This is a genomic window from Pseudodesulfovibrio hydrargyri (genome assembly GCF_001874525.1).
Classification (GTDB): Bacteria; Desulfobacterota; Desulfovibrionia; order Desulfovibrionales; family Desulfovibrionaceae; genus Pseudodesulfovibrio; species Pseudodesulfovibrio hydrargyri.
This window is the reverse complement of the sequence record NZ_LKAQ01000004.1, coordinates 1,591,171-1,611,686: the sequence shown is the minus strand read 5'-3', so window position 1 is coordinate 1,611,686 and position 20,516 is coordinate 1,591,171. Positions and strand designations below refer to the sequence as shown.

Annotated in this window: 20 protein-coding genes and 2 rRNA genes (1 of these 22 running past the window's edge); 15 read left to right on the top strand and 7 right to left on the bottom strand. The window is 63.2% G+C overall.

The features are described from left to right. Positions 1-95: 95 nt before the first annotated feature. The 6 genes from aldA to BerOc1_RS11845 all read left to right on the top strand — a co-directional run bounded on the left by aldA (position 96) and on the right by BerOc1_RS11845 (position 4,363). On the top strand, positions 96-1,532 hold the full coding sequence (gene aldA, locus BerOc1_RS11870) for an aldehyde dehydrogenase (RefSeq protein ID WP_071545900.1): 1,437 nt from the start codon (positions 96-98) through the stop codon (positions 1,530-1,532). Between the two features lie 386 nt (positions 1,533-1,918). Beyond that, positions 1,919-2,602: a DUF554 domain-containing protein gene (locus tag BerOc1_RS11865; protein ID WP_071547098.1), complete on the top strand. Its 684-nt coding sequence runs from the start codon at positions 1,919-1,921 to the stop codon at positions 2,600-2,602. 103 nt (positions 2,603-2,705) lie between these two features. After that, a complete protein-coding gene (locus BerOc1_RS11860; RefSeq protein WP_084641691.1) occupies positions 2,706-3,329 on the top strand; it encodes a cysteine hydrolase family protein in 624 nt (207 codons plus the stop codon). A 2-nt stretch (positions 3,330-3,331) separates the two neighbouring features. After that, positions 3,332-3,784: a MarR family winged helix-turn-helix transcriptional regulator gene (locus BerOc1_RS11855; protein ID WP_071545898.1), complete on the top strand. Its 453-nt coding sequence runs from the start codon at positions 3,332-3,334 to the stop codon at positions 3,782-3,784. Continuing rightward, the gene (locus BerOc1_RS11850; RefSeq protein ID WP_071545897.1) at positions 3,777-3,986 is read left to right on the top strand and encodes a putative antibiotic biosynthesis monooxygenase; all 210 of its coding nucleotides are present in this window, start codon (positions 3,777-3,779) and stop codon (positions 3,984-3,986) included. The genes BerOc1_RS11855 and BerOc1_RS11850 overlap by 8 nt, the downstream gene beginning before the upstream one ends. Beyond that, positions 3,983-4,363, top strand: coding sequence for a RidA family protein (locus BerOc1_RS11845; RefSeq protein WP_071545896.1), 381 nt, complete (start codon positions 3,983-3,985; stop codon positions 4,361-4,363). Before BerOc1_RS11850 ends, BerOc1_RS11845 begins: the two co-directional genes overlap by 4 nt. Positions 4,364-4,442: 79 nt before the next feature. On the opposite strand, the gene BerOc1_RS11840 is transcribed toward BerOc1_RS11845, so the two are convergent. The 3 genes from BerOc1_RS11840 to BerOc1_RS11830 form a co-directional block, all read right to left on the bottom strand. Beyond that, positions 4,443-4,928, bottom strand: a complete 486-nt coding sequence (locus BerOc1_RS11840; RefSeq protein ID WP_071545895.1) for a hypothetical protein — start codon at positions 4,926-4,928, stop codon at positions 4,443-4,445. Positions 4,929-5,258: 330 nt separating this feature from the next. Continuing rightward, entirely contained in the window at positions 5,259-6,167 is a 909-nt protein-coding gene (locus BerOc1_RS11835; protein ID WP_071545894.1) for an AEC family transporter, read from the bottom strand. Between the two features lie 77 nt (positions 6,168-6,244). Next, on the bottom strand, positions 6,245-6,994 hold the full coding sequence (locus BerOc1_RS11830; protein WP_071545893.1) for an N-acyl homoserine lactonase family protein: 750 nt from the start codon (positions 6,992-6,994) through the stop codon (positions 6,245-6,247). 359 nt (positions 6,995-7,353) lie between these two features. Here BerOc1_RS11830 and BerOc1_RS11825 point away from each other — a divergent pair, with 359 nt between their 5' ends. Together BerOc1_RS11825 and BerOc1_RS11820 are read left to right on the top strand one after the other, a co-directional pair. Beyond that, positions 7,354-7,812, top strand: coding sequence for a chemotaxis protein CheX (locus BerOc1_RS11825; RefSeq protein ID WP_071545892.1), 459 nt, complete (start codon positions 7,354-7,356; stop codon positions 7,810-7,812). Between the two features lie 34 nt (positions 7,813-7,846). Then, the gene (locus BerOc1_RS11820) at positions 7,847-9,430 is read left to right on the top strand and encodes a HEAT repeat domain-containing protein (RefSeq protein ID WP_071545891.1); all 1,584 of its coding nucleotides are present in this window, start codon (positions 7,847-7,849) and stop codon (positions 9,428-9,430) included. A gap of 175 nt (positions 9,431-9,605) precedes the next feature. Here BerOc1_RS11820 and BerOc1_RS11815 read toward each other — a convergent pair whose 3' ends face one another. Next, the gene (locus BerOc1_RS11815; RefSeq protein ID WP_071545890.1) at positions 9,606-10,436 is read right to left on the bottom strand and encodes an alpha/beta fold hydrolase; all 831 of its coding nucleotides are present in this window, start codon (positions 10,434-10,436) and stop codon (positions 9,606-9,608) included. A gap of 112 nt (positions 10,437-10,548) precedes the next feature. Here BerOc1_RS11815 and BerOc1_RS11810 point away from each other — a divergent pair, with 112 nt between their 5' ends. The 4 genes from BerOc1_RS11810 to BerOc1_RS11795 all read left to right on the top strand — a co-directional run bounded on the left by BerOc1_RS11810 (position 10,549) and on the right by BerOc1_RS11795 (position 16,295). After that, positions 10,549-11,577, top strand: a complete 1,029-nt coding sequence (locus tag BerOc1_RS11810; protein WP_071545889.1) for a DUF1786 domain-containing protein — start codon at positions 10,549-10,551, stop codon at positions 11,575-11,577. Positions 11,578-11,781: 204 nt separating this feature from the next. Beyond that, positions 11,782-12,486, top strand: coding sequence for a DUF4197 domain-containing protein (locus BerOc1_RS11805; RefSeq protein WP_071545888.1), 705 nt, complete (start codon positions 11,782-11,784; stop codon positions 12,484-12,486). 10 nt (positions 12,487-12,496) lie between these two features. Then, on the top strand, positions 12,497-14,563 hold the full coding sequence (locus BerOc1_RS11800) for an AsmA family protein (protein WP_071545887.1): 2,067 nt from the start codon (positions 12,497-12,499) through the stop codon (positions 14,561-14,563). A 343-nt stretch (positions 14,564-14,906) separates the two neighbouring features. Next, positions 14,907-16,295, top strand: a complete 1,389-nt coding sequence (locus BerOc1_RS11795) for an esterase-like activity of phytase family protein (RefSeq protein WP_071545886.1) — start codon at positions 14,907-14,909, stop codon at positions 16,293-16,295. Positions 16,296-16,454: 159 nt separating this feature from the next. On the opposite strand, the gene BerOc1_RS11790 is transcribed toward BerOc1_RS11795, so the two are convergent. Next, entirely contained in the window at positions 16,455-17,213 is a 759-nt protein-coding gene (locus BerOc1_RS11790) for a dimethylarginine dimethylaminohydrolase family protein (protein WP_084641445.1), read from the bottom strand. Between the two features lie 202 nt (positions 17,214-17,415). Between BerOc1_RS11790 and BerOc1_RS11785 the strand changes: the two genes are divergently transcribed. From BerOc1_RS11785 to BerOc1_RS11775, 3 genes are read left to right on the top strand one after another with little or no spacing between them, the layout of a single operon-like run. After that, entirely contained in the window at positions 17,416-18,153 is a 738-nt protein-coding gene (locus BerOc1_RS11785; RefSeq protein WP_071545885.1) for a hypothetical protein, read from the top strand. A 22-nt stretch (positions 18,154-18,175) separates the two neighbouring features. Continuing rightward, positions 18,176-19,018, top strand: coding sequence for a hypothetical protein (locus tag BerOc1_RS11780; RefSeq protein WP_129586528.1), 843 nt, complete (start codon positions 18,176-18,178; stop codon positions 19,016-19,018). A 10-nt stretch (positions 19,019-19,028) separates the two neighbouring features. Beyond that, positions 19,029-19,325: a hypothetical protein gene (locus tag BerOc1_RS11775; protein ID WP_071545883.1), complete on the top strand. Its 297-nt coding sequence runs from the start codon at positions 19,029-19,031 to the stop codon at positions 19,323-19,325. Positions 19,326-19,413: 88 nt separating this feature from the next. Here the strand turns inward: BerOc1_RS11775 and rrf are convergent. Both rrf and BerOc1_RS11765 read right to left on the bottom strand, forming a co-directional pair. Continuing rightward, positions 19,414-19,528: ribosomal RNA gene (gene rrf / locus BerOc1_RS11770) — 5S ribosomal RNA — on the bottom strand. 66 nt (positions 19,529-19,594) lie between these two features. Beyond that, a 23S ribosomal RNA gene (locus tag BerOc1_RS11765) occupies positions 19,595-20,516 on the bottom strand; it runs 2,019 nt beyond the window's last position.

Here is a 20,516-nt window from a genome sequence, read left to right as displayed (position 1 = left end):
CTATGTGCCATCAGGCGGTGCGCCGTTTCCTGGCGGCAAGGGTATTCTTACCGGATGGCGCGTTAACACACTTGTTATTCAGGAGGTTTTTTTTGATGAAATCATACCAGCAGTACATCAACGGCGAATTCCGCGACGCGGTTTCCGGGGAACAGTTCGAGGTCATCAACCCGTTCACCGAGAAGGTCGTGTCCATGGCTCCCAAGGGCAATGCCGAGGACGCGGCCCTGGCGCTGGAAGCCGCCACCGCCGCCCAGAAGGCCTGGGCCGCCAAGCCCTGCTCCGAGCGCGCCGTGTACCTGACCAAGATGGCCGAGGCCATCCGGGCCAACCGCGTGATGCTCGCCGAGACCCTGGCCGAGGAGCAGGCCAAGGTCATGCCGCTGGCCCAGGTGGAGATCGACGCCACCGCCGCCTATTTCGACTATTACGCCGGGTGGTCCAACAAGTACGAGGGCGAGGTCATCCAGAGCGACCGGCCCACCGAGAACATCCTCCTGTACCGCCAGCCCGTGGGCGTGGTGGTCGGCATCTGCCCCTGGAACTTCCCGTTCTTCGTCATGGCCCGCAAGGTCGCCCCGTCCATCCTGACCGGCTGCACCATCATCCTCAAGCCGAGCAGCGACACCCCGAACACCACCTTCGAGTTCGCCAAGCTCATCGCCGGCATCGGCCTGCCCAAGGGCGTGCTCAACTTCGTGTCCGGCGGCGGCTCGACCCTGGGCGATGCCCTGGTGCGCAGCCCGGAGGTCGGCCTGATCACCCTGACCGGCAGCGTGGAGACCGGCCAGCGGATCATCTCCGCCACGGCCGAGAACATCACCAAGACCTCGCTCGAACTGGGCGGCAAGGCCCCGGTCATCGTCTGCGCCGACTGCGACATGGACCTGACCGTCAAGGCCGTGGTCGCATCAAGGGTCATCTTCTCCGGCCAGGTCTGCAACTGCGCCGAGCGCGTCTACGTCGAGTCCCCGGTCTACGACGAGTTCATGGAGCGCATGACCAAGGCCATGAGCGAAGTGACCTATGGTGATCCCTTTGCCAAGACCCCGCCCGACATGTCCTCCCAGATCAACGCGGCCCAACTCGACAAGATCGCGGCCATGGTCGACAGGGCCAAGGCCGAAGGCGCCGAGGTCCTGGTCGGCGGCAAGCGCGCCGAGGGACAGCCCTCGGGCTACTTCTACGAACCCACCCTGCTGGCCGGATGCACCCAGGATATGGAGATCATCCGCAAGGAAATCTTCGGACCGGCCCTGCCCGTGGTCAAGGTCGACGATTTCGACGAGGCCATCGAGCTGTCCAACGACTGCGAATACGGCCTGACCTCGTCCATCTTCACCTCCAACATGAGCAAGACGATGCGCGCCATCAACGAGCTCAGGTTCGGCGAGACCTACGTCAACCGCGAACACTTCGAAGCCATCCAGGGCTTCCACGCGGGCTGGCGCAAGTCCGGCATCGGCGGCGCGGACGGCAAGCACGGCCTGTACGAGTACCTGCAGACCCACGTGGCCTACATCCAGTACTAAACGCGACGACGTCATTATCTATAAAATAAAAGGACCGGCCGCTGATGCGGCCGGTCCTTTTATTTAAGAATGCCTCCGGCGGCCAGAGGGGAAACTTTTGGAAAAGTTTCCCCTCTGGACTCCCCTTCAAAACTTTTTGGTGCCGCTTCGCGGGGCGAGTGAGCACAAAATCAGTGCCTCTTTTGCCAATTTCTCTTGTCCGCCATACAGGCCCGTAGAAGAACAAGGCCTAACTTTACCCTCGTGTGCGCGCATGCGCATACAAAAAGTTTCGGACGGGGTGAGGTGGGATGGGGGGGCCGGGGGCGCATATTTCTTGTCACACGGGCGGGTTGGTGGTAGCTCCCCGGTACGTTACCGGTTTGTTCACGAGTGAGGATATGTTCATGCTGCCCGTCGGATCCATTGTCAACGCCTGCGCCATCATCGGCGGTTCACTGATCGGCTGCTTTCTGCAATCCCGTTTTCCGGACCGCATCCGGACCATCGTGTTCCAGGGGCTGGGGCTGTGCGTCCTGCTCATCGGCGTGCAGATGGCGCTCAAGGTGGAGAACATCCTGATCGTCATCTTCGCGGTGCTGCTCGGCGGCATCACCGGGGAATGGCTGCGGCTGAACACCCTGCTGGACCGGCTGGGCAACCGCTTCAAGAAGCTGGTGCGCTCCAAGAACGCCACCTTCACGGACGGGCTGGTGACCACCTCCCTGCTCTTCTGCATCGGGGCCATGGCCATTGTCGGCTCGCTGGAGGAAGGCATCCACGGCGACGCCACAATCATCTACACCAAATCCATCCTGGACGGTTTCGCGGCCATCGCCTTCGCCGCCACCTACGGCACCGGGGTCATTTTTTCGTTCATTCCGGTCCTGCTGTACCAGGGGTCCATCACCCTGGGCGCGTCGTTCTTCCAGCAGTACTTCTCGGACCTGATGATCGCCCAGATCACCGGCTGCGGCGGCCTGCTCATCGTGGGTATCGCCATCAACCTCCTGGAACTGACCGAAATCCGCCTGGCCAACCTGCTCCCCTCCCTGGTCTACGTGATCCTGCTGACCTGCTTCTTCGGCTAGCCCCGCCCTTCCCCGCTCATCCTCCCCTTGACAAATCGCGCGCGGCTCATTAGTTATCATGATAACCATGTTCCCACGCACAAATGAAACCATGGAGGAAACCATGCTCCGCGACATAACCAAGGAGCGCTCGGCGCTCGTATTCATCGAATTCCAGCAGGAGTGGTTGGCCGACGACGGCATCCTGCAACAGCGGCTCATCAAGGACCGCGAACCGTTCCGGGCGGCGGTCGAAAACGGGGCGCGGATCATCGCATCCGCCAGAGCCAACGGCTGGACCGTGGTCCACGCGGGCCTCGACCTGAGCGCGGACCCCGGCTACCTGCTCTTCAACGGCGGCCACGACGTCCTGGGATTGCGCCAGGCCATCCCCCGGGCCGGGACCTGGCAGGACAAGGGGGCCGGGCGGGCCGCGCCCTTCGCCCCGCTGGACGGCGAATTCGTGGTCGCCGGCCGGTCCGGGGCCAGCGTGCTCAAGAATTCCACCCTGGACCCGTTTTTGCGCAACCGGAGGATCGACACCCTCTTCCTCATGGGCTTCGCCACCCACGTCTGCGTGGAATCCTCCCTGCGCGAGGCCCACGACATGGGCTACAACGCCTACCTGGTGGAGGACGCCTGCGCGGCCTTCGAGCGCGCCCAGCACGAGCACGTGCGCAAACACGTGGTCCACCACTTCGGCGCGGAGACCGACACCGCCGAACTGACCGCGTTCATGGAGGGCTGACCGTGTTTTTCCTCAAGGAACTGCCCACCAGGGAGACCCTGGAACGCTACCACAAACGGTTCCCCGGCATGCGGCCCGAGGTCATCGAAGAGGCTCTGCACCTGATGAAGAAAGGCAGCCTGCTCATCCGCCGCCTCGACGAGTACTTCACCGGCCAGGGGTTGTCGCAGCTGCGCTACCTGATCCTGGTGGTCATCGACCGCCAGCCGGATCGGGACGAGATGACCGTCACCGAGCTGGCCGCCAACCTCGACGTGTCCAAGCCGGTCATGACCCGCACCCTCAAGGGGCTGATCGAGGACGGGTACATCGACATCGCGGTCCACGACAAGGACCGGCGCGTCAAGCTGGTCCGGCTGACCGATAAGGCCCGCGCCAAGCTGGCTGCCATCCTGCCCGGCTACTACGAGACCATCCAGGCGGCCATGGAACAGCTGGAGGCGGACCGTGCCTAGCCCCCTATTCGCGCTCAAGGTCTGGCTGTGCGTCTGGCCCCTGGTCACCCTGCTGACCGCCTGCCTGCGCGGGCTGGCCCGGGAGCTGCCGCTGATCATGCAGACCATGGCCGTCAGCGGGATTCTCGTCCCGCTCATGGTCTACGTCATCATACCGTTCCTGAATACCCGCGGGACACGCCCCAAAGGAGGCAACCAATGACCATACAGCGGACCAACGTCCCGGAACTGCCCGCTCCGCTGGGCCCTTACGTCCACGCCGTGCGCCACGGCGATACCCTGTACCTGTCCGGGCTCACGGCCCACGGCGGCGACGCCCAGGACGGGCCCATCGAGGAACAGGCCCGCGAGATATTCCGGCGGATCGGACTGATCGCCTCGGCCCACGGCACCGGCCTGGAGAACCTGCTCAAGGTCACGGCCTTCGTCACGGAGATGGATCGGGTGGACCCGCTTCGCGCGGCCCTGTTCGACGTCTACGGCGACAACCTGCCCGCCAGCTCCCTGGTCCGGGTGGCCGGGCTGTTCGCCGACGGCCTCAGGATCGAGGTCGAGGCGGTCCTGGCCGTGGACGGCTAGCCCGCGCCGACCTCCCCCGACCATGAAAAAAGGCCCGCCTGACAACAGGCGGGCCTTTTGCGTGCTGAATGCAAGCGGCCTATTCGGCGGGCTTTCCGGCGGGCTTCTTCTTTCCGGCGCACCCGCCGCAGCCCATTGTCTTCTTGACCAGCTCGTCGGGCTCCACGGTGCCGATCTCGGCTTCGGACTCGATGTGACCCTTTTCCATGGCGAAGGCGATGCAGTCCTCGAGAATTTGCTGGCAGTGTTCGGTGGGGATGAACTCGCCGAGCATGGCCAGCTGAAACTCGGGACGGTCAAAGGGCTCGGCCCATTCCTTTTCGCGCAGGTACATCCACGGCCCGATGCCGGGCGTGTCGATGGGCGGCGTGGTGGACCGCAGGGAGACCTCCCAGTGAGTGTACTGGCTGACATCGTCCAGGGTCTCCTCCGGGGTGCAGCTGTGCACCTCGCTGGCCTGGAACGAGACAAACAGCTTGAACCCCACGGCCAGTTCCTTGAACACGCGGCCGAACTCCTCGGTCCGGTAGGCCTCGACAAGATATTCCCTAAAATCTTTAGCCATTACACACTCCTTTAACCGTGAACAGGAAATCAGCGGCATACTTACTCAATTCCATCTTTAAGGCAAGCGGCTTCCGAGGACGAATTGGCGGTAGGGAGCCGCTGTCGGGTGCTGCGCACCCGAGTCACTCCAGGAGAGGGAGATCGGCGAGGGACTTCGAGCAATGCTGAGCAAAATCAAAACGGTGCGGACCGCCCCGCGAAGCGGATAGAAAAAGTTTAGGAGGGTGAGAGGGGGTTGGGGGGTCCAGGGGGGAAGGGGAGAGAGGGAAGCCCTTTTCCAAAGGGTGCCCTCTCTCCCCCTTCCCCCCTGGCCGCCGGAGGCATCTTCCTAGCCCAGCAGGGCGAGGACGAGGGGCATGGTCAGGGCGGAGAGGACGGTCTGGGCGGTGATGATCAGGGCCATGACTTCGTGGTCGCCGCCCATCTGGCGAGCGAGGATAAAGGCGGAGACCGAGACCGGGATGGCGGTGTAGATGAGCGCGGTGGTCACGGCCGGGCCGCTCACGCCGAGCAGGCGGGCGCAGCCGTAGGCGGCCAGGGGCAGGGCCACGAGGTGGGCCAGGGAGGCCAGGGCCACGGGCAGGGTGGACGCGCCGATGCCGTGGAAGCGCAATCCCGCGCCCACGGCGAGCAGGCCGAGCGGCAGGGCGGCCTTGCCGAGGATGGTCAGCAGGTCGAGGAGCACGCCGGGCAGGGGAACATCGAGCACGCTGAGGGCCATGCCGGCCACGCAGGCCAGGATAAGCGGGTTCTTGACCAGTTGGAGCCCGACCCGGCCCAGCCCGCCGCCGTGCCTGCCGTGGCGCGACAGGACCAGGACGCAGAGCACGTTGACCAGGGGGATGAGGGTCAGCAGGGCCACGGCGGACAGGGTCATCCAGTCCGGGCCGAGCAGCCCGGCCGCGGCGGACAGCCCCACGTAGGTGTTGGGCCGGATGGCGCCCTGGAAGACCGAGGTAAAGACCGGGCCGTCCAGCCGGAACGTGGTCCGGGTGAAGACCAGGAACGCGCCCAGCAGGCAGACCGCGCCGACCAGGGTCAGGGAGAGCCCCATGGACGTGGCGTCGAACTGCCGCCCGGACAGGCCGCTGACGAGCATGGCCGGGAAGAGCACGTAGTAGGTCAGCCGCTCGGACACCGGCCAGAACCCCACGCCCGGGAAGTCGAGGCGGTACAGGATGAAGCCGATGAGGATGAGCCCGAAGATGGGCAGGATGGCGAGGATGACCGGTGACATGGACGGGACGGTACGCCCGGATGCGAGGCTATGGCAAGGAAAACGGGGGGCTTCCGCCAGGGCGGCCCCCGCCCTGGCTATTCGGGTATGGTCTCCATGGACGCCCATTTGGGCTCGTGCAGCGGCAGGACGTAGTCGGCCATGTCGCGGGCCTTGAGCAGGATGTCGTAGGCTTCGTAGGGGCCGGTGTTGGTGCCCGGGGGGATGACCTCCATCTCCATGGCCCGGACCTCCTTGGGCGGATCCAGATTTTCGAGGATGGTGCAGAAGCCGCAGATGAGCACCGAACCCTTGTCGGTCTCGATCTTCACGGACATGCCGCCCGGGGTGTGGGCCGGGGTGTGGATCATGGTGATGCCGGGCAGGACCTCGGTGTCCTTGTTCACGGTCACGATCTGGCCGTTCTCCTTCGCGTCGTCCACGTAGTCCTCCAGGTAGCGGAAGTCGAGGGGATGCGGGTTGTAGACCGACTCCATCTCCTTCTCGTGCACGTAGATGGTCGCGTTGGGACACTTGTAGTCGTTCTCGCAGTGGTCGTTGTGCAGGTGGGTATGGATGATGATGTCTATGTCCTCCGGCTTGAGGCCGTACTTGGCCAGCCCTTCCTCGAAGGTATATATCCTGCCGCCGATGGCCTTTTCGCGGTCCTCGGAAACGATGGGCTGCATCTCGCCGGTGTCCACCAGGATGTTCTTGTCGCCGCCCTCGATGTACCAGGTGTAGATGGGGATGGTGTACGGGGTGCCGTAATCGTGCTGATAGGTCATCATGCCCTTGTCGAAGACCTTGGTTCCCATGACGATCGGGTGAACTTTGTACGAACTCATGATTCACGCTTCCTGTTGTGTTTGTCTCTAAGTATGAATGGACGTTGGCCGTGTCAAGGGCGGCCGACGGTCGGCAAGGCCCGCCGGGCCGAGGTATGGCGGGGAAAATCGGCCACCGTCCGGGCCGGCGGATTCCGATGGTGCCGCCGGGCCGGGTCAAGAAAATTCCGGGAGAGGTATTATTAATATTATACACACCTTGACCCCTTAACTCTTCCTCGGGTACGTACTTGCAATGCGGGGATTTGCCGCCGTGCGGGCCCCAATCGGATACACACAGGTCTTCTCCTTTTATTGCGAATAATTGGAGCGAACTTGAAAACAGATACAGAGACCCTCATTTTTTAAGGAGAGAGAGCATGGACGTCGAACTGGCCAAGCCCTTCATCAAAGCCGCCATAGATGTCTTATCCACCATGGCGTTTATCAAACCCGAAGTGGGCAAGCCCTACGTGAAGCGAAACAATGTCGCGGCCGGCGACGTATCCGGCATGGTCGGCATCACCGGCGAGAAGAACGGCAGCGTTTCGCTTTCGTTCTCCAAGGGATGTGCCGTGGCCATCGTCAAGAACATGCTCGGCGACGAGATCGAGGACATCATGCAGGACGTCAAGGACGCCGTGGGCGAGTTGACGAACATGATATCCGGCCAGGCGCGCGCCGGTCTGGCCGAGCGCGGGCTGGTCTTCCAGGGCTCCACGCCCACCGTGGTCATGGGAGACAACCACACCATCTCGCACATGGCTAAGGCCCCGATCATGGCCATCCCCTTCAAGACCAAGGACGGGGATTTCACCATCGAGTTCTGCTTCGAGTAGGCCCCGGCCTTCCCCAACAACACGCGGAGACGCCATGTCACCATTAGAGAACTTCAGAGATAAGGAATTCCTGGATCAGATCACGATCCTCAATGAGATTTCCGGGAGCAAGGACTCCGAGGCCCTCCCCGGCCTTGTCGACCTGCTCAAGGACCCTGTCGGCGACACCTCCATCGACTACATGGTGGTCAACGCCCTGAACGCGGTCCTGTCGAGCAACGAGGACAAGGTCATCGAGGGGCTCAAGGACCCGCACGAGGGATTCAACATTTTATGCATCCGCGTGGCCGGGGAATACGGCCTCAAGGGCGCGGTGCAGTCACTGGTGGATCTGGCCCTGGCCGAGGAGGACCTCGACCGGCTGATGGAGATCCTGACCTCGCTGGCGCGCATCGGCGACGAGGCGGCCATACCCGTGTTCCGGCAGTTCCTGAACCACCAGGACCCGTTCATCCAATCCTCCTGCATCGAGGCCCTGGGCAAGCTCGGCGACCACCAGTCCATCGAGGAATTCAAGAAGATCATCATCGAGAGCGAGGCGGACGACCGCTTCGAGGTCTGCGACATCACCACCTGGAAGGCCGTGGACGGACTGGCCCGCAACGCCAGCGAGGACACCATATCCTTCCTGGTCAGGACCCTGCACCACAAGAACCCCACGGTGCGCCGGATCATCACCGACGCGCTGATCAACGTGGGCTCTTTCAGCATCCCCATGCTGCTGGAGGCCTTCGAGACCGGGGACACGGACACCAAGATTCTGGCCGCCAACGTGCTGGGCTTTTTGCGCGACAAGATCGGCGCGGACGGCCTGGTGGCCGCCTTCGACAAGGGCCAGGCCGACGACGCCAACGTCCGCTACGCCGTGTACGAGGCCCTGGGCCGCATCGGCACCATGAAGGGCATCATCTGCCTGGTGGACGGACTGTCCGAGACCGATGAGCTGATCCTCATGGCCGTGATCGGCGGGCTGGAGCAGCACATCAATCCGGGCATGCTCTCGACCCTGACCAAGCTCATCTCGGCGGCGGACGAACAGTCCTTCCGGCTGGCCAAGGCGGTCATCAATTCCCGGGCCATCTCCATTTTCGATCACCTGTACGAAAACCAGGGCGCGGGGGACATCCTCGTGGACGCCCTGGCCGAGTCCCGCGACCCGGAGATCGTGGAGGAATTCCGGGACGCCCTGGCCGAGATCGGCGGCATCCGCGCGGAACAGGATCTGGACCGGTTGCCGGTCCTGACCGTGTCCACGCGCAAGGCCCTGGCCGCGGACGACTCGCGCTCCATGTGCGCCATGCACCGGGCCATCCTCACGGACCTCGGCTTCGAGCCCTTCGTGGCCGCCAACGGCGAGGAGGCCTACGAGTTCATTGAGCAGGGCGAGACCTTTGAGGTCATCATCACGGACATGAACATGCCGATCATGGACGGCATGGAGCTGGTCGGCAAGATCCGCTCCACTCCCGGCCTGGAGGAAGTGCCGATCATCATGGTCACCACCGAGTCCGAGGCTTCCCAACAGGGGCTGGCCTCCAAGACCGGCGTGTCCGCCTTCATCACCAAGCCGTTCAAGCCGGACGACCTCAAGGCCAAGATCCTGGAAGTCACCAGCTAGAACTCCAACCATATCGGAATAAAAAGGGCCTCGGTACGAGGCCTTTTTTTATGTCCGGCGCGCGGAGAAAACATCACGCCAAAGGCGCAGAATAGGGATGCAAGGCCAGAGGCGAAGTCACCCGAAGAGCGCCGCGCAGCGGCTTACACCAGCTGCTTTTCCACCAAGGCGCAGCCTACACCGCGCACCGCAGCGGGCGCAGGAAGTCGGTGACCATGTCGGCCACCTCCGGGGAGTAGAGCATCCAGACGTGGCCCATGGGGGCGCAGACGCGCTCGTCCCAGCCGGGGCGGCCGGTGCGCAGCAGGTCCAGGGGGATGACGTAGTCGTCGGCCATGGTGTAGACGGCCAGCTTGGGGCAGTCCGGGTCCGGGGCTTCGGCCACGGCCTCGGGGATGGTCCGGCCCGGAATGAGCCCCCGGGCCATGCGGTTGCCGCCCAGCCAGGCCAGTTCGCTGCCGCCGTGGGGCGAGCCCAGGGTGACGAGGGCGGCCACCTTGTCGCGGAACCGGGGGTCGCCCGCCGCGCAGCGGCAGAGCAGCCCGCCCAGGCTGTGGCCGATGAGGATGATCCTGCCGTCCGGGGAGCCGGCCAGGAGCGTGTCGAGCCGTTTCTTCAGCCCGGCCAGGGCGTGGTCGAAATCCTTGGTGAAGCTGTTGTAGCCGAAGGTGTGCAGGTTCTCGAACCCGGACCGGCGAAGCCTGCGGGCGAAGACCAGCCAGGCCGTGCGGTTGTGGTACAGGCCGTGGACCATGAGTACGGGCGTGCCCGTGGGCGCGGCGGGCCGCTCGGGCAGGGCCAGGAAGATGATGCTCGGCAGGGCGACCACGTCGGCGGCCATGGCCGTGACCACGCCGCGCGCCACGGCCGACCCCAGGCCGCCGGCCTCCTCGCGGATGAGCCCGAGCCGCCCGGCCAGGGCGTTGGACAGCAGGAAGATGCCGTAGCGCAGCAGGGTGAACAGGGTCAGTCCCAGGACGACGTAGAGGAAGACTCTGACGGGCATGACGCACCATGACGCCGGGCCGGGCCGGTGTCAACCCGGCGGGGAATGCGCGCCCCCTTGCCTTGATTCCGCACGCGGTGTAACCAGGGCCGACATTCCAAGGAGTACCCAAGTGACAACCACACTCTGCCTCGACATCGGCAGCGGCACGCAGGACGTGCTGCTGTACTCCCCGGACAGGGAGATAGAAAACTGTCCCAAGTTCGTCCTCCCCTCCCCGGCCCTGCAGATCGGCCGCCGCATCGACAGGCTGCGTATGCGCGGCGAGCCCATCTGGCTGCACGGCAGCAACATGGGCGGCGGCGTGACCCGGTTCATCAACGCCCATCTCAAGGCCGGGCTCAAGGTGGCCACGAGCGAGGGCGCGGCCTACACCATGGCCGACGACCTGACGCGGGTGACCGACATGGGCATCGATATGGCCGAGGCGTGTCCGGACGGCTTCACCCCGGTCCGGCTGACCGACTTCGACGAAACGTGGTGGCGCCGCTTCTTCGACGCCGCCGAACTGCCCTGGCCCGACCGCATCGCGGCCTGCGCCCAGGACCACGGCTTCCACCCCGGCCAGTCCAACCGCATGGGCCGGTTCAAGCTGTGGCAGACCATGCTCGGCGAGGGCGAGGGCCGCCCCGAGGCCCTGGTCTACCGCACGCCGCCCGCCATGCTCACCCGCCTTACGGACCTGCAGCGGGACATCGGCGGCGGGCCCGTGGCCGACACCGGCGCGGCCGCCGTGCTCGGCGCGCTGTACGTGGACGGGATCGAGCGACTGAGTTTCGAGCGCGGCATCACGTTGGTCAACATCGGCAATTCGCACCTGATCGCCTTTCTGCTCTACGCCGGGCGCATCCACGGCGTGTACGAACAGCACACCGGATGCGTGGACGGCGAAAAGCTGTGGGCCGATCTGGCGGCCTTCCGCAGCGGCTGCCTTTCGTTCGAACAGGTCTTCGACGACAAGGGCCACGGCTGCCTCTGCCTGGACCTGCCCGCCGAGGCGGACGGGTTCGCGCCCACCTTCGTCATCGGCCCGCGCCGGGCCATGCTGGAGGGATATGACGTGGACTTCCCCTCCCCGGGCGGCGACATGATGCTGGCCGGCTGTTTCGGACTGATAAAGGGCCTCGCCATGGAGCGGTAAAACCGGACATGAGGGAGGCCCCCCTTCCCGCCGCCCGACGCAGCCCCGCCCGAAGCCGGGCCGAACCGTTGACGCGGCGATCCGCCCATTTTGTCTCCGGCGTACCCGGGCTATCGCCAAAATTCCCCATGCCCCCTAGGCAGACCGGTTCGCCCGTGGTATTCATCCGACGTGCCCTTTCCCCAATGCAAACAGGAGCCGACCATGATGCCCAAACATCCCGTTCTCCCCATTCTCCCCCTGTTGCTCGCGCTGGCCCTGCCCTGGGCCGCTATCCCCGCGTCCGCCGGATGGGGCGACACCCTCAAGGCCGCCGGTGACGCCGGAGCCAAGGCCGCCGGGCTGTCCGTAACCCCGTCCCAGATCGAGGGGGCCTTCCGCGAACTGCTCTCGCTGGGCGCTGACTCCGCCGTGAAATCCCTGTCCCAGGACGGCGGATTCTCCCGGCTGGCGGCCACTTCCCTGTCCCTTCCGGACAGCTACCGAAAGGTTGCCGAAACCGTGGCCCCGGACCTGCTCGCCAACCTGAACACGGCGGCCGAAGCGGCTGTCCCGGCCATCGGCGAGTTGTTCCAAAAGACCATCAAGACCATGGAGTTCGCCAATCCAACCGGGCTGCTCTCGGGCAGAAACGACGCCGTGACCAGCTATTTCGAACAGAGCGCGCGGCCCGGCCTGACCGAGAACGCGGCCCCGCTGATCCGATCCGCCCTGGAAGAGTCCGGAGCGGGCACGGCCGTCAGCGCCGCGCAAAAGCTTTCCGCCCTGACCGGAACGGACTTCGATCCGGTGGGCTACCTGACCGACAAAACCCTGGACTCCATGTTCCTGTACATGGCCAAGACCGAACAGGACGTCCGCTCGGGCGACATGGCCGTGACCAGCGAACTTCTGCAAAAAGTCTTCTAGGAGCAAGACCATGAACAAGACACTCAAGATAGGACTGATAATCATCGGGGCCCTGGTGGCCCTGTTCATCGCGGCCTGCATCGTCCTGGTGCTGACGGTCGACCCCAACGACTACAAGCCCCAGATAGCCGAAGCGGTGAAGGAACAGACCGGCCGCGAATTGAAGTTCGAGGGCGACATCTCCTTCAACTTCTTCCCCTGGCTCGGGCTTGAGGTCGGGCCCATGGCCCTGGGCAACGCCCCGGGCTTCTCGCCGTCCGAGATGGTCCGCATCAAGCGCGCCGAGGCCTCCATCCGGATCATGCCCCTGCTCTCCGGCGACGTGGCCGTGGGCACCGTGGTCCTGGACGGCCTGACCCTGAACCTGGCCAGGAACAAGCGGGGCGTGGCCAACTGGGACGACCTGGCCAAGGGCGGCGACTCCGGCAAGGGCGAGGCCGAGACCGCCACCGGATCGGAGACGCCCGCCAAGTCCGGCCAGCCCAAATCCCTGTCCGTGCAGGGCGTGGAGATCACGAACGCCAACATCGTCTACGACGACATGCAGGCGGGTTCCAAGACCTCGGTCAACGACCTGAGCCTGGTCATCGGCGAGGTCGGCGACAAGATCCGCTTCCCGTTCGAACTCAAGTTCCACCTCATGCTCGACAACCCCAAGGTCGACACCCGCCCGGCCCTGACCGGATTCGCCCGATTCGACCAGGAGGCGGGGAGCATCGAGGTCGACGACATGAAATTCTCCCTGCTCAACCTCGAACTGACCGGCCTGCTCTTCGCCAGGAGCAAGGACGATGAGACCTCGTTCTCGGCCGAGATCAAGCTGGCCCAGGCCTCGGTGCGCGAGCTCATGAAGCAGCTGGGCATGACCCCGCCCGAAACCAGCGATCCCAAGGTCCTCGAAAACCTGACCGCCGACCTCAAGGTCAACGGCTCGGACAGCGAGGCCACCCTGGAATCCCTGACCGTCAAGCTCGACCAGACACTGATCACCGCAGAGGGCGCGGTCAAGAACTTCAAGAAGCCCGCCGTGACCGTCAACGTCAACGTGGACGGCATCGACGCGGACCGCTACCTGCCGCCCAAATCCGGGTCCAAGGCCGAATCCGAGGCCGCCCCGGCCGAGCCCGCCTCCGCGCAGTCCGCTCCGGCCGGGGAACCCGACCTGAGCGCGCTCAAGGACCTGGATATCAAGGCCCGGTTGACCGTGGGCAAGCTCAAGGCCGTGAACCTGACCATCACCGACATCCTGGCCGCGGTCACCGCCCGCAACGGCCAGGTCACCGCCGATCCGGTGTCCCTGAAGCTCTATGACGGCGAATACACCGGCCGGGGCACACTGAACGCCGACAGGCCCGTGGCCGCATGGACCGAAAAGGGCCAGCTCAAGAACGTCCAGGCCGGGCCGCTGCTCAAGGACCTGACCGGCAAGGAGCAGTTGACCGGCACGGCCAACGCCCAGTACGACCTCACGGGCGCGGGGCTGACCCCGGACAACATCAAGAAGTCCGTCACCGGCACCGCGTCCTTCGCCTTCACCGACGGCGCGATCCACGGCGTGAACGTGGCCAAGATGCTCCGCGACACGTGGAACCGCCTCAAGGGCCGCCCCGTGTCCGCCGACGAACCGGCCAAGACCGACTTCGCCGAACTGCTCGGCTCCGCCGCCCTGACCAACGGGCACATCGTCAACAAAGACCTGCTCATGAAGTCCCCGCTGCTGCGCGTCAACGGCCAGGGCTGGGCCGACCTGCCCAGGAACACCACGGACTACACCGCCACGGTCACCGTGGTCGGCACCCTGGAAGGCCAGGACGGCAAATCCATCGAGGAGCTCAAGGGCTTGCCCCTGCCCGTCAACGTCAAGGGCAGCCTGGACGCCCCGTCCATCTCCCTGGACATCAAGGCCATGGGCGAGGCCCTGTTCAAGGGCACCTTCAAGCAGGGCGCCAAGGGCATCGAGGAGACCCTCAAAAAGGGCCTTTTGGGCGGCTCCGGGCAGTCCGGCTCCACCGGGACCACCACCGACTCCAAGACCACGGACAAGCCCGTGAACCCGCTCAGGCGGCTGTTCCAATAGGCGCGCCTCCGGAGGGAGGGAAGAGGGAAGTCCTCGAAAAAGGGTTCTTCCTCTTCCCTTCCCCCGGGCCCCCATCCCCTCTCCCCCTCCCCTTCCAAACTTTTTGGCTCTGCCTCGCGGGGTTGGAACGCGACGGGGCGGTCCGCTTCACCCGAGAATGGCAGACTCTCTTTTTTCATTTTTATTGGAGCAACGCAGGTGCGCGGCTCCCGGCAGCGGCCCTCGTCCAAGGCGCTTTCCTGTATTCGGAACAGGCTTCCGTCACCCAATCTCCACCCTCCCGAAACAACTGTTTCGCGCCCATTCCTTATACAATGTGGAAATATTTTTAGGAGGCACTTTCATGCTGCGCTATCTCTTTCTGACCGCTTTACTGCTCCTGTCCGCCGTGCAGGCCGCACAGGCCGACGACGTCACCGTGGAAAAATACGACATAGAGATTCCCAAGGAATTCATGGTCCCCTATACCGGGCAGTACGCCGCCCGATTCCCGGACGGATTCACCATCGGCCTGGGCTCGGGCATGACCTACGTGGGCCGGGCCGCCGACGGCTCGCGCGTGTTCTACGCCATCACCGACCGGGGCCCCAACGCCGACGCGCCCAAGTATGAGCTGAACGGCAAGGCCACGGCCAGCAAGATGTTCCCGGCCCCCGGCTTCTCGCCCTCCTTCGGGGCCATCCGGGTCAAGGACGGCCACGCCGTGCTCGCCTCCCTGATCACCATCAAGGACGCCAGGGGCCGGGCCGTCTCCGGCCGGGCCATCCCCATCGGCTCCGTGGGCGCCACCGGCGAAGTGCCCCTGGACGACTCCCTCAGGAAACTGCCCTTCGACACCGAGGGGCTGGACACCGAGGGCATCGCCATCGACAGCAGGGACAAGCGCTACCTGTGGATCTGCGACGAGTACGGCCCGTTCATCGCCAAGATCGACGGCTACACAGGCAGGATCGTCAAGAAGTACGTTCCGGGCAAGGAACTGCCCATGATCGTCACCACCCGCCAGCCCAACCGCGGCATGGAGGGCATCGCCGTGACGCCGAGCGGCAAGGTCCTGGCCGCCGTCCAGTCCGTCTGCGACGTGGACGGCAACATCAAGAAGTCCAAGGCCACCTTCATCCGCCTGGTACTCCTCGACCCGGACACCGGCGCGGTCAAACAGTACGCCTACCCACACGACATCCAGAATTACGCCATCTCGGCCCACGCCATGATCGGCGACCTGCACGCCATATCCGACACCAAGTTCCTCCTGGTGGAACGGGGCAAGAACGCCGACGGCAAGGGACGCATCCCCATCTACCTCATCGACCTGGCCGACGCCTCCGACATCTCGAACATCAAGGCCGGGGATGGCAAGGAGCTGGAGACCGTGGCCGACCGCAACGAGGCCGAGGCACTGGGCGTGCAGTACGTCAAGAAGACCAAGCTCCTCGACATCAAGGAGTACGGCTGGAAGCCGGCCAAGGCCGAGGGCGTGGCCCTGCTGCCCGACATGCGGACCATCGCCGTGACCTCGGACAACGACTTCGGCATGACCTTCAAGGTCGTGGATCCGGTCAACGACGCGGACGGCAAGCCCGTGACCAAGGCCGCGGCCTACACCGTGGACCCGTCCGGCCAGGTCAAATACAAGGGCAAGCCGGTGAACACCCACATCGAACTGTCCGACACCGGCACCAGCTCCAAGCTCTGGCTCTTCCATCTGCCCAAGCGGGTGAGCGAATACTAAGCCCCATCCCGGACCGGGCGGGGATTCACCTCTCATCCCTGCCCGGTCAGCCATCCCCTGTCGATTGCGCCTCTCGCAGGGCGGAAGCATACAAAAGGCCCCCGGCTCGATGGAGCCGGGGGCCTTGTTTCGCGTCCGCGCGCACGTATCCGGGCGGGCCTAAAACCGCAGAGACAGGCAGGTCAGCCCGCCGTCCAGCTTGCGGAACTCGGAGACGTCGATGACCGTGGTCTCGACGCCGGTGGCCCGGACCTGGGCCAGGGTCTTTGGAAAACCCTCGGGCACGATGACCGTGCCGTTTATGTACAGGCAGTTGCGGGCGTACGCCTCGTCGTCTTCGACCACCACGCGTTTGAAGCGGGCGAGCTCGGGCAGGGCGTCGCAGCAGGGCGAGACCAGGATGGTGTCGTTGCCGATGTAGTTCACGTCGGTCTTGAAATGCAGGCTGGGGCAGCAGGTGATGGTCACGGTGTCGTAGCCGTGCGGCCTGACCGCGTCGGCCAGGGCGGCGGCCCCGGCGGCATTGGTCCGGTCGGACAATCCCACGTAGAAGGTCTTTTCCACCAGGAGCACGTCGCCGCCTTCGATGAGCGCGGGCGGAACGATCCTGACCACCGGCTTGTGCCTGGCCAGCTCGGGCTCGATGGTCAGTTGCTCCCCCTGGCGCGACGGCGCTCCCAGCGGGGTGAGCACGGCCACCTCGGCACAAACCACGGCGGTGTCCTCCACGAAGCAGCAGTCCGGAAAGCCGGGCGCGGCCCCAAGCACGGTCACGTCCAGCCCCAGGTCGGCCAGGGTCCGGCAATAGACGTCGTGCTGCTCCAGGGCCAGCTCAAAGTCCGGCTTGCCGAGATTCTGGGAAGTGATGCCGTCGACCATCTCGGGACCGGGGCGGCGGGTTATGGCGCGAGTGAACATAATGGCTTTCATCTCCTTTATTGTGCGTCCGCCCGTGAATTTGCGGATTCCGGTCTGTTGCGTCAAGCGAATCATGGCGGAATTTCGCCGGATATTTCAACCGTTAGTAAAATATGTTTACTATATTCTTCATTTTGTATTATGCGAATAACAAATACATGACGCGCACGGACATAATCCGAGACGCAATGGAGGCTAGCCAATGCCGGACGAGAAACAGCGCTGCGACCTGTCGGGAACCCCTGCCGACAAACGATGCATCTTTTGGCTGCTGGCCTTCTTCCTGGCCATGGCCTTGATCCTGCCCGGAGGGTTCGTCTACAGCTGGATATCGCTCCAGGAGGCCATCGAGGATGCGGGTGCCAGCCACCTGCTGAACAACGTGGTGGCGACCATCGGGGGCGATTCCTTGTTTGCCGTCAAAAGGGTCGAGGTGCCTGCCGAAACCAAAACCACGGTCGGCGCACCCGGTGCCGCTGCCGAGGACTCTACCATGCCCGAGGCCGGTGCTGCGAAACCGGATGCGGTTCAGGTAAAGGCCTCGAAGAAATACATACTGCTCATATCGGACTCCTTTGCCGTGCTGATCGTCTTCATCAGCGGGGCGTTCGGGGGATTCATCCACGCCTCGCGCTCCTTCTACTACCACGTCCACAAGGGCGATCTGCAAAAATCCAACGCCATCGAGCTGATGCTCCGGCCCCTCACCGGCGGGACTTTGGCCCTGATCTTCTACCTGGTGCTTCGGGCCGGACTGAGCCAATCCCCGTCCCAACCCGATGAAAGCGGCGGCAGCATCATCTTCTATACCGCCGTGGGGGCCATCGTCGGCATGTTCACGGACCAGACCGTGGCCAAACTCAAGAAGATTGCCGAAGCCATACTGACCTCGCCGGAAGAGCCGGAAAAGGACAAGGAGAAGGCCGATGCGACCGGGTAGACCGTACCTCCGCACATTTCCGATGCTGCTCCTGGCATGCTGTCTGGCGCTTCCGCTCTCCGGATGCACCGAGGAAAAGGCGAACGCTCTGCAGGTCGCGGCCAAACAATTCAGGAACGAATCGCTTTCGGCCCTGGATCTCTATGAATCCTTCACCATCTCGACCATCCGGGGGACTCGGGAAAACCAGGACGAAACCGTCGCCTTCCTGGTCGGAAAGCTGAAGGAGCATGGCAAAAAAGTAGACCTCCCCATATTCAACGCGCTCCTGAACTATGGTCATGAAAGCGACGCCGCCGTCGAACCTCTCAAAGAGGAGTTCAGCGAGCTCAAAAAATATTACACGCTCTTTGCTTCCATATTCGATTCGGTCCAGCGCGGCCATTACTTCAACAAGGAGGCCGTTGCCAGGGCCGAGCACGTTTCCATCAAGCTGACCCTGCAACTCATTCAGTACGCCGAGACACTCAAGGAACATTCCGGATACATGTTCACGGCGGATCGGGCCCGCGCACTGGATCGGCTGAACAAGGCCCTTGAAAGCAACAACGACGCGGACCTGCGGAGCGCCGTGGAGGATATCCTGTCCATCCGCAACCGGGAGGACACGGCAAAAGCCGCCGTGATAACGCAGCTGTTGAAAGCCGCCGAGGCGGGCCGCATCGTGACCGAATCCATCAAGGACTACGGCAACCTGACGGCCAACGACATCCTCAACAACATCACGGACGGCTTGAATGTGTTCGCCGGGCTCAACATAGCCGGCGTGGACACGGACGGGCTTATCGCCAAATACGCCGACTACGCGCAAAGCGTCCGGAGCGACCCGTATTGGGGTCCGGTTCTCGACATGCCAATCAATTAAGGAGTAACCCATGGACAACGATTCAATCATGCTCGAAGAGTTGGGCACGTCGGTCATCCTCATGCAGCAGAGATACCGAAACGCCCCATTGGCGGATTGGCCCGACATCCAGGGCAAGCTCCAGGAGGCCATGGCGCAGTATGTCCTCTACCAAGCCTTCCTGCTGAAACAAGGGACCATCTCCACCGCCCAGGACATTGCTGCGATGCAGGACATCAAAAAGGAAATAGACCAGGCGGCCGAGACGCAAAAGCTCGTTGCGGCCATCTCCCGGTTCGCCGTATTCATTGCGTCCAAGGTGATCTGAGGCAACCCCTCACGGCCTCTCCCGGGCGTGCATCTGTCCCAACGAAAAAAGCCCTCAGTCATACGACTGAGGGCTTTTAGGAAACATTCCTTGGCGGCGACCTACTTTCCCACACGCTACCATGCAGTATCATCGGCGATGGAGGGCTTAACTACCGGGTTCGGAATGGGACCGGGTGTACCCCCTCCTCCTTGGCCACCAAGAAAATTTTGGCGAACCGGAGTTCGGAATATATTAGTAAATAGGGGAAGAGAGAATTCCTTTAATTGTTAAATAAGCCGCACGATCTATTAGTACTGGTCAGCTGAACAACTCACGTTGCTTACACCTCCAGCCTATCAACCTTGTAGTCTTCAAGGGATCTTCAGGGACATATAGTCCAGGGAGAACTAATCTTAAGGCTGGCTTCCCGCTTAGATGCTTTCAGCGGTTATCCGTTCCGAACTTAGCTACCCTGCAGTGCCACTGGCGTGACAACAGGAACACCATAGGTTCGTCCACCCCGGTCCTCTCGTACTAGGGGCAGACCCTCTTCAATTCTCCTACGCCCACGGAGGATAGGGACCAAACTGTCTCACGACGTTTTAAACCCAGCTCGCGTACCACTTTAAACGGCGAACAGCCGTACCCTTGGGACCTGCTTCAGCCCCAGGATGTGATGAGCCGACATCGAGGTGCCAAACCGCGTCGTCGATGTGAACTCTTGGACGCGATCAGCCTGTTATCCCCGGCGTACCTTTTATCCTATGAGCGATGGCCCTTCCATTCGGAACCACCGGATCACTAAGACCAACTTTCGTTCCTGCTCGAGATGTCTCTCTCACAGTCAAGCTCCCTTATGCCTTTGCACTCAACGGCTGGTTTCCAATCAGCCTGAGGGAACCTTTGCAAGCCTCCGTTACTTTTTAGGAGGCGACCGCCCCAGTCAAACTACCCACCAGACACTGTCTCCACACCGGATAACGGTCATGGATTAGATACCTAAGTAATAAAGGGTGGTATTTCAAGGTTGACTCCACGCACTCTGGCGAGCACGCTTCAAAGTCTCCCACCTATCCTACACATTATTAATCAAATACCAATGTCAAGCTGCAGTAAAGGTGCACAGGGTCTTTCCGTCCTTCCGCGGGTACCCGGCATTTTCACCGGGAATTCAATTTCACTGAGTCTCTGGTTGAGACAGCGGGGAGA

What these genes read in the sequence shown, in the direction of transcription:
- BerOc1_RS11800 (WP_071545887.1), top strand. Translation starts at nt 12,497, where the DNA reads ATGAACAAGACACTCAAGATAGGACTGATAATCATCGGGGCCCTGGTG.
- BerOc1_RS11860 (WP_084641691.1), top strand. Translation starts at nt 2,706, where the DNA reads ATGCTCCGCGACATAACCAAGGAGCGCTCGGCGCTCGTATTCATCGAA.
- BerOc1_RS11780 (WP_129586528.1), top strand. Translation starts at nt 18,176, where the DNA reads ATGCTGCTCCTGGCATGCTGTCTGGCGCTTCCGCTCTCCGGATGCACC.
- BerOc1_RS11820 (WP_071545891.1), top strand. Translation starts at nt 7,847, where the DNA reads ATGTCACCATTAGAGAACTTCAGAGATAAGGAATTCCTGGATCAGATC.
- aldA (WP_071545900.1), top strand. Translation starts at nt 96, where the DNA reads ATGAAATCATACCAGCAGTACATCAACGGCGAATTCCGCGACGCGGTT.
- BerOc1_RS11795 (WP_071545886.1), top strand. Translation starts at nt 14,907, where the DNA reads ATGCTGCGCTATCTCTTTCTGACCGCTTTACTGCTCCTGTCCGCCGTG.
- BerOc1_RS11815 (WP_071545890.1), bottom strand. Translation starts at nt 10,436, where the DNA reads ATGCCCGTCAGAGTCTTCCTCTACGTCGTCCTGGGACTGACCCTGTTC.
- BerOc1_RS11835 (WP_071545894.1), bottom strand. Translation starts at nt 6,167, where the DNA reads ATGTCACCGGTCATCCTCGCCATCCTGCCCATCTTCGGGCTCATCCTC.
- BerOc1_RS11825 (WP_071545892.1), top strand. Translation starts at nt 7,354, where the DNA reads ATGGACGTCGAACTGGCCAAGCCCTTCATCAAAGCCGCCATAGATGTC.
- BerOc1_RS11805 (WP_071545888.1), top strand. Translation starts at nt 11,782, where the DNA reads ATGATGCCCAAACATCCCGTTCTCCCCATTCTCCCCCTGTTGCTCGCG.
- BerOc1_RS11845 (WP_071545896.1), top strand. Translation starts at nt 3,983, where the DNA reads ATGACCATACAGCGGACCAACGTCCCGGAACTGCCCGCTCCGCTGGGC.
- BerOc1_RS11830 (WP_071545893.1), bottom strand. Translation starts at nt 6,994, where the DNA reads ATGAGTTCGTACAAAGTTCACCCGATCGTCATGGGAACCAAGGTCTTC.
- BerOc1_RS11775 (WP_071545883.1), top strand. Translation starts at nt 19,029, where the DNA reads ATGGACAACGATTCAATCATGCTCGAAGAGTTGGGCACGTCGGTCATC.
- BerOc1_RS11840 (WP_071545895.1), bottom strand. Translation starts at nt 4,928, where the DNA reads ATGGCTAAAGATTTTAGGGAATATCTTGTCGAGGCCTACCGGACCGAG.
- BerOc1_RS11785 (WP_071545885.1), top strand. Translation starts at nt 17,416, where the DNA reads ATGCCGGACGAGAAACAGCGCTGCGACCTGTCGGGAACCCCTGCCGAC.
- BerOc1_RS11865 (WP_071547098.1), top strand. Translation starts at nt 1,919, where the DNA reads ATGCTGCCCGTCGGATCCATTGTCAACGCCTGCGCCATCATCGGCGGT.
- BerOc1_RS11790 (WP_084641445.1), bottom strand. Translation starts at nt 17,213, where the DNA reads ATGTTCACTCGCGCCATAACCCGCCGCCCCGGTCCCGAGATGGTCGAC.